8 protein-coding genes and 1 pseudogene are annotated in these 9111 nt (G+C 39.8%); 7 read left to right on the top strand and 2 right to left on the bottom strand.

The genetic code is table 11. The features are described 5' to 3' along the window. Window positions 1-182 (top strand): hypothetical protein (locus tag ATS71_RS18980; protein WP_235591455.1); only part of this gene is annotated, 182 nt, incomplete at its 5' end. A gap of 437 nt (window positions 183-619) precedes the next feature. Here ATS71_RS18980 and ATS71_RS09295 read toward each other — a convergent pair. Both ATS71_RS09295 and trhP read right to left on the bottom strand, forming a co-directional pair. Beyond that, window positions 620-871: a YfhL family 4Fe-4S dicluster ferredoxin gene (locus ATS71_RS09295; protein ID WP_058404580.1), complete on the bottom strand. Its 252-nt coding sequence runs from the start codon at window positions 869-871 to the stop codon at window positions 620-622. Between the two features lie 435 nt (window positions 872-1306). After that, complete coding sequence (trhP, locus tag ATS71_RS09290) at window positions 1307-2695, bottom strand: prephenate-dependent tRNA uridine(34) hydroxylase TrhP (RefSeq protein WP_058404579.1); 1389 nt, start codon at window positions 2693-2695, stop codon at window positions 1307-1309. 228 nt (window positions 2696-2923) lie between these two features. On the opposite strand from trhP, the gene ndk reads away from it, so the two are divergent. From ndk to ATS71_RS18975, 6 genes and pseudogenes are all read left to right on the top strand, one after another. Continuing rightward, complete coding sequence (gene ndk / locus ATS71_RS09285) at window positions 2924-3355, top strand: nucleoside-diphosphate kinase (RefSeq protein WP_008111339.1); 432 nt, start codon at window positions 2924-2926, stop codon at window positions 3353-3355. Window positions 3356-3538: 183 nt separating this feature from the next. Continuing rightward, the gene (locus ATS71_RS09280; RefSeq protein WP_006793574.1) at window positions 3539-4672 is read left to right on the top strand and encodes a bifunctional tRNA (adenosine(37)-C2)-methyltransferase TrmG/ribosomal RNA large subunit methyltransferase RlmN; all 1134 of its coding nucleotides are present in this window, start codon (window positions 3539-3541) and stop codon (window positions 4670-4672) included. A 115-nt stretch (window positions 4673-4787) separates the two neighbouring features. After that, entirely contained in the window at window positions 4788-6659 is a 1872-nt protein-coding gene (pilW, locus tag ATS71_RS09275) for a type IV pilus biogenesis/stability protein PilW (protein WP_058404578.1), read from the top strand. Next, window positions 6656-7516 (top strand): RodZ domain-containing protein, encoded by an 861-nt coding sequence (locus ATS71_RS09270; protein WP_058404577.1) that lies wholly within the window; start codon window positions 6656-6658, stop codon window positions 7514-7516. Before pilW ends, ATS71_RS09270 begins: the two co-directional genes overlap by 4 nt. 5 nt (window positions 7517-7521) lie before the next feature. Beyond that, a complete protein-coding gene (ispG, locus tag ATS71_RS09265; RefSeq protein WP_058404576.1) occupies window positions 7522-8640 on the top strand; it encodes a flavodoxin-dependent (E)-4-hydroxy-3-methylbut-2-enyl-diphosphate synthase in 1119 nt (372 codons plus the stop codon). A gap of 257 nt (window positions 8641-8897) precedes the next feature. Next, a pseudogene (locus ATS71_RS18975) lies at window positions 8898-9111 on the top strand (ATP phosphoribosyltransferase regulatory subunit); the annotation flags it as partial.

Here is a 9111-nt window from a genome sequence, read left to right as displayed (position 1 = left end):
ACTGTGCTGCAATTCCTACCCAAGTAGTTATTGCTGTTGGTCACTCAGCTTCTCTTTCGAGAAATCACATTGAGACTCTAATTTGTTTGCCTCGTTACTTGCTCAATAAAGAGCGAAGTAGTTTGGCTGTTAGAACTCAATCTGTACGAGTGCCCACACAGATGATTGCTTTATATTGTTAAAGAACGTTTGAGTTGCCTTAGCGACTCAAGGGAAGCGAATCTTACGCTTTCCTGTGTGTTTGTCAACACTTAATTTTAAACTTTATAAAAATCTAAACCTAAGTTTTACTCGACTCACTAAGTGCTTTGCCTGCAGCTTAAGCGTTGCCTGCTCTGCCGTCTCAGTGGGGTCGCATTATAGGGATATTCGAGTGGGGGTCAATGCTTAATTCACGCTTTTTTGAATAAAAACACTTTTAGTATGAAAGGTATACAATTAGAGGGCTAAATAATATAAGTAGCTGATAAAAAGCCCATCTCATGAGTTTAGCAAAGTCGCATAACTATTTATTTCATTCTTATTGAGGTAGCAGTTTTATACATCATTAAAATTCTCTACTACTTACTGCTAATATAATTACTCATATATCTAGTTTTAAGAGTTACATTTTTAGACTCTATGACTTACTAATAATACGTACATATTTATCAGCTAACTTATCTAAAGCTTCTCGCCAGTTGGGGTCAGGTTTTATGCAATCTATTGGGCATACACTGATGCAGGTTGGCTTTTCATAATGCCCAACACACTCGGTACATTTTTCAGGATCTATCTGATAGATTTTAGCGCCCATGTATATAGCTTCATTCGGGCATTCGGGATGGCACATGTCACAGTTAATGCATTTGCTATTTATAAGTAGAGCCACTATTAACCTCTTTCATTAATATAATTTATAAAACAAGAATCGGTAGGGTTTTGTTTTAAATTCAAGTACCTTTATTAACTGAATGCTTAACTCTGTTTATTTTTTATCACCATTTTTAAAATTATCGTTATGCCGGATAGTTTTAGAATGAAGAGCGCTTGTAATCGTTTCCTTGCAAAACGTTGCCAAATCATTAATGTTGATTTCAGTTTTCAATTTTGGAGTTAAAAACAATGAATTCTTATATATGGGCAATCCCTGCACTCGTACTTACCATAATTTTGCTAAAACTAATAAGTGACTCAAGCAAAAAATAACATAATGAAAATTTAATTTAATAGGCTGCTTCTAAATTAGTTCGAAAATATCTAAGCATTAGTTAATTACTTTAATTGCCCAGTAATACACAGCCTCATTCGTTATTGGGTTTAATTATTAATTAGCCGCGACTTGCTTAAATGGATTTCTGGTATCTTGGTGCTCATCCAAGTTGCGCATCAAAACAGCATGTTGCAAATTTATAGTTTTATCTAAACGAATGAAAACAATATGGCCCGAGCCTTTGGCATCGGTAATGCTTTCGCCTTTTTTATTTTCAATACTTTCAAGGGTAAAACTAATATTGCCTTTCGGCGTCATTAGCTCTAATGAATGGCCAACACAAAACTTATTTTTTACATCTATTTCAACCAAACCATTAGCATTTCTTCCTAATACCTCACCTACAAATTGCTGTTTAGTTGATACAGAGTGACCGTATTCGTAATTTTGATAATCTTGATGAGCATGGCGCTTTAAAAAACCTTCGGTGTAACCGCGGTGAGCTAGGTTTTCAAGGGTTTTAAATAAGTCTGCATCAAATGGTTTACCTGCAACGGCATCGTCAATCGCTTTACGGTATACCTGTGCGGTACGGGCTACATAATAAAATGACTTAGTACGCCCTTCTATTTTAAGACTGTGCACCCCCATTTTTGTTAGCTGTTCTACGTATTGCACGGCGCGTAAGTCTTTTGAGTTCATGATATAAGTACCATGCTCGTCTTCAAATGCAGGCATGTATTCACCGGGGCGTCCTTGCTCTTCGAGCATAAATACTTCGTTGCTTGGTGCGCCGTCACCTAAAGTGGGTATAACTGCTTTAGGGTCAATTTTATGCACCATTTCACCGGTTTCATTCTCAGTACCGGGTTTTACATCGTACTCCCAACGACACGCATTAGTGCATGTGCCTTGGTTTGGATCGCGTTTATTTATGTAGCCAGAAAGCAAACAACGTCCAGAATAAGCCATACATAACGCACCATGTACAAATACTTCTAGCTCGGTTTCCGGGCATAGCGTACGTATTTCACTTATTTCTTCAAGCGATAGCTCACGAGACAAAATCACCCGTTCAATACCCTGTTTTGCCCAGAACAATACACTTGCATAGTTTACTGCATTGGCTTGTACAGAAAGGTGAACTGGCATATCGGGCCACTTTTCACGTACTAACATAATTAACCCAGGATCTGACATGATCAGCGCATCAGGTTTCATAGCAATTACAGGTTCTATATCTCGTAAATACGACTTCACTTTGGCGTTATGGGGCGCGATATTTGATACTACATAAAATTTTTTATTTAATGCGTGTGCTTCATTAATACCTATTTGTAAGGTCTCTAAATCAAACTCATTATTTCTTACGCGCAAACTGTAACGAGGTTGCCCTGCGTAGACCGCATCAGCACCATAGGCAAAGGCATAGCGCATATTTTTTAAGCTCCCTGCTGGGCATAATAGTTCTGGTATAAATGGGCTAGATGAAACAGATGGCATGTGCGCTCCCTACAACAACAGGCATTGAGCCAATTGTGTGCGTCATAAATTTAAATATAAAAGCAGAAGCGCGGCAGTATAAATAGCACTAAAAATTTCCCCTTGATCAAGATCATAAAACTGTAATTGAACTGGTTTTTAATAAAATTAGGATTTTTCACTTAAAACGCGTATAATTCGCGCCCGTTAATATTCACACTTTTACTTATAAATTATTGGAGCATAAAGATGGCTTTAGAGCGTACTTTCTCAATCGTAAAACCTGATGCAGTAGCTAAAAACCACATCGGCGCTATCTACAACCGTTTCGAAACTGCTGGTCTTAAAATCGTTGCAGCTAAAATGGTTCACCTTTCTCAAGAGAAAGCTGAAGGTTTCTACGCTGAACACAGCGAACGTCCTTTCTTTGGCGCTTTAGTATCTTTCATGACATCTGGTCCAGTAATGGTTACCGTTCTTGAAGGCGAAAACGCTGTTCTTAAAAATCGTGAAATCATGGGTGCAACTAACCCTGCTGAAGCGCTAGCTGGTACTTTACGTGCAGACTACGCTGATAGCATCGACGAAAACGCTGTTCACGGTTCTGATGCTGTTGAATCTGCTGCTCGCGAAATCGCGTACTTCTTCGCTGACGAAGAACTTTGCCCACGTACTCGTTAATTCGAGTTTCACAGCTAACTCTGTGTTGCAAAGTATGAAAAGGGCTTTCGAGCCCTTTTTTAGTCATTAATTAAAGTATTACTCTGCTATTTATGATGCTTTACTTAATGATTAAAGTGAACGAATTGTGTACAATTTGTCTCTGTAAATTTTATCACCACCGTTACTGATTAAGGTTGTTTCATGACCACTGCGCAAAAAAAGATTAACTTATTAGATTTAAACCGAGATGCAATGCGCGAGCTATTTGTATCTTTCGGTGAAAAGCCATTTCGTGGCGATCAGGTGATGAAATGGATTTATCATTTTGGCGTAGATAACTTCGACGAAATGAGCAACGTGAATAAAAAGCTTAAAGAAAAGCTTAAAGCTGAGTGCGAAATTGTAGCCCCTGAAATCTCAGTTCGCCAACAGGCGAGCGACGGTACTATTAAATACGCTTTAGTACTAGAAGGCGGACAAGAAGTTGAAGCCGTGTGGATCCCTGAAAAAGAGCGCGCAACATTGTGTGTATCTTCACAAGTAGGTTGTGCACTAGAATGTACTTTTTGCTCAACAGCACAACAAGGCTTTAACCGTAACTTAAAAGTATCAGAAATTATTGGCCAAGTTTGGCGTGTAGCCAAAGATATTGGCCTAGATGGCAATAGTGAAAAACGCCCTGTTACTAACGTAGTAATGATGGGTATGGGCGAGCCATTACTTAACGTTAAAAACGTAGTACCAGCAATGGAACTGATGATGGACGATTGGGGCTTTGGTTTATCTAAGCGCCGCGTAACATTAAGTACATCAGGCGTTGTACCTGCACTTGATTTATTAAAAGAGAAGATTGACGTAGCGCTTGCTATTTCACTTCATGCACCAGATAACGCACTGCGTGATATTTTGGTACCAATTAATAAAAAGTACCCTATTGAAGAGTTCTTAGCCGCATGTCGTCGATACATTGATGGCTCTAAAGCTAATAAAGACGTAACAATTGAATACGTAATGCTTAATGGCGTAAACGACAGTACCGACCAAGCACACGAACTTGTTAAAACGTTAAAAGGCACGCCATCTAAGGTAAACCTTATTCCGTTTAACCCGTTTCCAGGTAACGAATATACACGTTCAAGCAACAGCCGAATTGACCGTTTTTCTAAGGTTTTACAAGCTGCTGGCATTACATGTATTGTTCGCCGAACTCGAGGTGATGACATTGACGCAGCCTGTGGACAATTAGCCGGAGATGTCGTTGACCGTACAAAACGTATGGCAAAAAAGAAAATGCGCGACGATAACAAAATCTCAGTTAACATCCAACAAGCCTAATTTAGTTAAACTACCTAAAGCCCTCCTGTTAAATCGTTTATTATTAAATAATTGATGCAACATGAGGGCTTTTAGGTAATATAGGCAATATGGACAAAAATAAAGAGATAAGGTAATGCGATCTATACTTGCTATAACACTATCGGCACTGGCTTTAAGTGGCTGTGTTACCGAAAGTAGTTATAACGGCAGTAATAAGCCCGTTGTCAAAAATAAAATCAATAACGCCGGGGCAGCACGCACGCGAATAGCTTTAGCCTTACAGTACCTAAAAACAGGTAATAATTCACAAGCAAAATACAACCTAGAACGCGCAGCTGAATTCGCTCCCAACTTACCTGAAGTTCATTACTCTATGGCGTATTATTACCAGCAAGTAGGTGAAAGCCCATTAGCCGACAGGGCTTATCAAAAAGCACTAGATATAAAACCAGATGACCCTAATACACTTAACAACTACGGTGTATTTTTGTGTGGCATTGATGAATACGACCGTGCCACCGATCAATTTTTAAAAGCCATTGAAATTCCAACGTATATCCGTGTTGCCGAAAGCTACGAAAATCTAGCGTTATGCGCTATTGAATTTGACGATTTTGAAAACGCAGAAACTTACTTCAAGCAAGCGCTTAATCACAGCTCTCAACGAACCTCAACTCTTATAAGTTTAGCGGCTTTGTTTTATGCAAAAAGTGATTTATACAAAGCAAACGACATTCTTAAAAAACATGACGACACAGGTCGAGTATCGTCGCGTGCTTTGATGCTTAGCTATTTAGTAAAAAATCGTATGGGGCGAATAGAAGAAGCCGAAAAAGTAGCAAGCACCCTTTTACAAACCTACTCTACTAGTAACGAAGCGTATGCAATCAGAGAGCAACGAACACGTTTTAACGAATTTGAAATGCTGCGTGAAAAATACCGTAAAGCCAAACTAAATGAGCTAAAAGCTGATGCAGATAGCACATATATAAGTGCAAAACCAAAAATAAAAATAGTCAGAAAAAAAGCACCTACTCAAGATGACACAAAAAGCCTGGTCATTAAACAACCAGCGCAAGTTAGATCTGCAGAGCCTGAGCAAAACACGCAAGACGCGAATCCAGTCATAGCAAGAAATGATTCAAGCATAAGCGCTGAAAACACTGTTGCTGAAGTTTCAGCAACACCAAAAATGGCTTCAAAAAAAGCCACAACTAAAACGGCAGTAACAGCAATTGCTGAACAGCCAGAACAAGCTGAAATAAAGCAAGTTACACCTACGGGGCCATCAACAGATACATCTGCGGTATTACGTGCTTTAACAACTGAACCCAAAGCACCAAATAGACCTGAGACAGTTATTGAAAAGCCCGCCACTAAACCTAGTACAGCACCTGCAACAGTGGCAGCTAAAGTAGCATCAGCACCACCAAAAGAAGAGGTGAAAATTATTTCTTTTGGGGCGCCTAAAACGGCTAACTTTAATTCACCTCAAACAAATCAGCCAGCAGTCACGGCAAACACTACCGTTGCCAATAACGACTCAAATGTTGTTTTTTACGAAGCCACTAAAAACGAAGATATTTTTGAAAGGAGTGATTACCAAAGCGGTAATAATGTTACATTTACAAACTTAGCGTCAAATAAGCAAACAGCATTACCGATGTTAAACCCTAAAGTGGCAGCATTACGTGTGCCTTTTCATATTATTGAGTTTGGTGAAAACCTATTTAGCATTTCGGTGCGATACAATGTTAAACTACAAAAACTCCTGCAATGGAATGGATTAAAAGAGTCAGATCGGGTAATGAATGGCAGCAAAATTTACTTAAACGATCCTAATATTTATTACGAAATTAAATCTGGCGACTCCCTTTACGATATTGCTACCCAGAAGCAAGTATTAATTGATGAATTAATGCGATGGAATAAATTAAGTCCTGATATAGAGCTAAAACCAGGACATAGACTTTTACTAGTGGATCCAGACTCATACTTATTATGAATGAAGAAAAAACGCAGAGCGAACAGCCTACCGTAGGCCAAATTCTAAAAGCACACAGAGAGCAAGCCAAGGTAAGCATTGAAGCCATTGCTAAACCGCTAAAGCTCTCTGAATTTCAAATTAAACACCTTGAAAACAATGAGTTTCAAGCGTTAGGACCTATTACCTTTGTAAAAGGGTACATAAAAAACTATTGCCGCGAATTAAAGGTAGATAGCACCCCTATATTAGCCATGTTGCCAGCGCCACCTGAGCCAGCAAAACCAGCTAACATGCAAAGCTTTTCTCGTCGTACAGAAAAAGAAGCCAGCGATAGCCGTTTAATGTTAGTGACCTACATTATATTGGCCATAGTTATTGGCTCGTCTGCATTATGGTTTTGGCAAAACGCTACCCCCATAGAAGAGCAAACCACAAATATAAATATTGGCAACACTATAATGAGTGAGCGCCAGGCAATTCAATCAACAAATATTGAACAGCAAAAATCGGCAAACGACGCTGAGGAGTTACGTCAAGAGTCTATTGAGCAAAGTACAGACTTTACAAATGACGAAGTAACACAAACACTTGACGAACAAACCCTAGAGTCATATACCGGAAAGGCCAACATCAGCACAATAGAAATGCTATTCAATGACGAAAGTTGGGTCGAAATACACGACGGCGAAGGGGAAAAAATAGCCTTTGGCGTTAAAAAAGCAGGTTACAGAATGACTGTTTCTGGCACACCTCCTTTTGCTGTTGTGCTTGGTAAGCACAATGTAGTTAACATTACTTTAAACGGTGAGCCAGTGGATATCTCGGCTTTTCCTAAAAACCGTTTAGCCAAATTTACCTTACCATTAGCAGAGTAGTCGCTATGTTTTCAGAATCTCCTATCAAACGCAGAAAATCCACCCGTATTAATGTAGGCAATGTGCCTATTGGCGACGGCGCACCTATTGCAGTGCAATCGATGACCAACACCGACACCATGGATGTGGATGCAACCGTTGCACAAATACAAGCAATTCAAGACGCAGGAGCCGATATAGTTCGTGTGTCAGTACCGACTATGGACGCAGCAGAAGCGTTTAAAAGTATAAAAGAGCAAGTCAGTATTCCCCTTGTTGCCGATATTCACTTTGATTACCGCATAGCCTTAAAAGTGGCAAAATATGGCGTAGATTGTTTGCGCATAAACCCAGGTAATATAGGCAGCGAAGAGCGTATTAGAGCCGTTGTTGATTCAGCTCACGAACATAACATTCCAATTCGTATTGGTGTAAACGGTGGCTCGTTAGAGCGTGACTTGCAAGAAAAATATGGCGAGCCAACACCCGAGGCATTACTCGAATCAGCAATGCGCCATGTAGATATATTACGCCGTCTTGATTTTGATCAGTTTAAAATATCGGTAAAAGCGTCAGACGTATTTTTAGCTGTAGGCGCATATCGTTTGCTTGCTAAAGAAATAGAACAACCTCTACATTTAGGGATCACCGAAGCTGGCGGCATGCGCTCTGGCTCGGTTAAATCGGCCGTTGGTTTAGGTATGCTACTTGCCGAAGGCATAGGCGATACGCTACGTGTATCACTCGCCGCCGACCCGGTACAAGAGATCAAAGTAGGCTTTGATATTTTAAAATCGCTGCGTATACGCTCACGCGGTATTAACTTTATTGCCTGCCCAAGCTGCTCACGCCAAGAGTTTGATGTAGTGAGCACCATGAACCAATTAGAAGAACGCCTTGAAGATATCATTGAGCCTGTTTCTGTTTCAGTTATTGGTTGTGTAGTAAACGGCCCAGGCGAAGCCCTTGTTAGTGATATTGGCCTTGCCGGTGCAAACCGTCGCTCAGGTTTATACATTAATGGCGAACGCCAAAAAGCACGTATAGATAACAACAACATTGTTGAGCAACTAGAGGGCTACGTTCGCGATTTCATCGATAAAAAGCAAAGCCAAACCCCTATCGATGTAAAAATAGTCGAATAAATAACGTATTAACCGCCAAGCACTCGTGTTTGGCGTTGACCTTTATAATAGATTTACCCAAGCATTCACAAAATACAGAGTTCAGCGCTTCATCGGGCTTTATATCAAAGTATTACTTTTAATAATGGTAATTTCTTTTAATTCCAACGACGCTCGCATCTTGAGGTCGTTTGGGTATATAATATTGGGTCAATTTTTAGCGTTCTTGTTGTGTAAGCATTTTTTTATTACACATAAACAGTATTTAGGATTTATCAGTGGCAAAACAAATTCAGGCAGTTCGCGGTATGAACGATTGTCTGCCGGGCGACACGCAAGTTTGGCAGAAAGTAGAAAACATTTTACGCGAGACAGTAGCTTCGTTCGGTTATCAAGAAATTCGTTTTCCTATTGTAGAATCAACCGATCTATTTAAACGCTCTATTGGTGAAGTGACCGATATAGTAGAAAAAGAAATGTACACGTTTGCCG

It is taken from the genome of Pseudoalteromonas sp. H71 (genome assembly GCF_001468485.1).
In the GTDB taxonomy this organism is placed as follows: Bacteria; Pseudomonadota; Gammaproteobacteria; order Enterobacterales; family Alteromonadaceae; genus Pseudoalteromonas.
The sequence above is the reverse complement of the archived record's forward strand: the minus strand, read 5'-3'. Positions and strand labels throughout refer to the sequence as shown.

Excerpts from the sequence above, each read along its gene's own strand:
- trhP (WP_058404579.1), bottom strand. The coding sequence starts at position 2,695 with ATGCCATCTGTTTCATCTAGCCCATTTATACCAGAACTATTATGCCCA.
- ndk (WP_008111339.1), top strand. The coding sequence starts at position 2,924 with ATGGCTTTAGAGCGTACTTTCTCAATCGTAAAACCTGATGCAGTAGCT.
- ATS71_RS09280 (WP_006793574.1), top strand. The coding sequence starts at position 3,539 with ATGACCACTGCGCAAAAAAAGATTAACTTATTAGATTTAAACCGAGAT.
- pilW (WP_058404578.1), top strand. The coding sequence starts at position 4,788 with ATGCGATCTATACTTGCTATAACACTATCGGCACTGGCTTTAAGTGGC.
- ATS71_RS09270 (WP_058404577.1), top strand. The coding sequence starts at position 6,656 with ATGAATGAAGAAAAAACGCAGAGCGAACAGCCTACCGTAGGCCAAATT.
- ispG (WP_058404576.1), top strand. The coding sequence starts at position 7,522 with ATGTTTTCAGAATCTCCTATCAAACGCAGAAAATCCACCCGTATTAAT.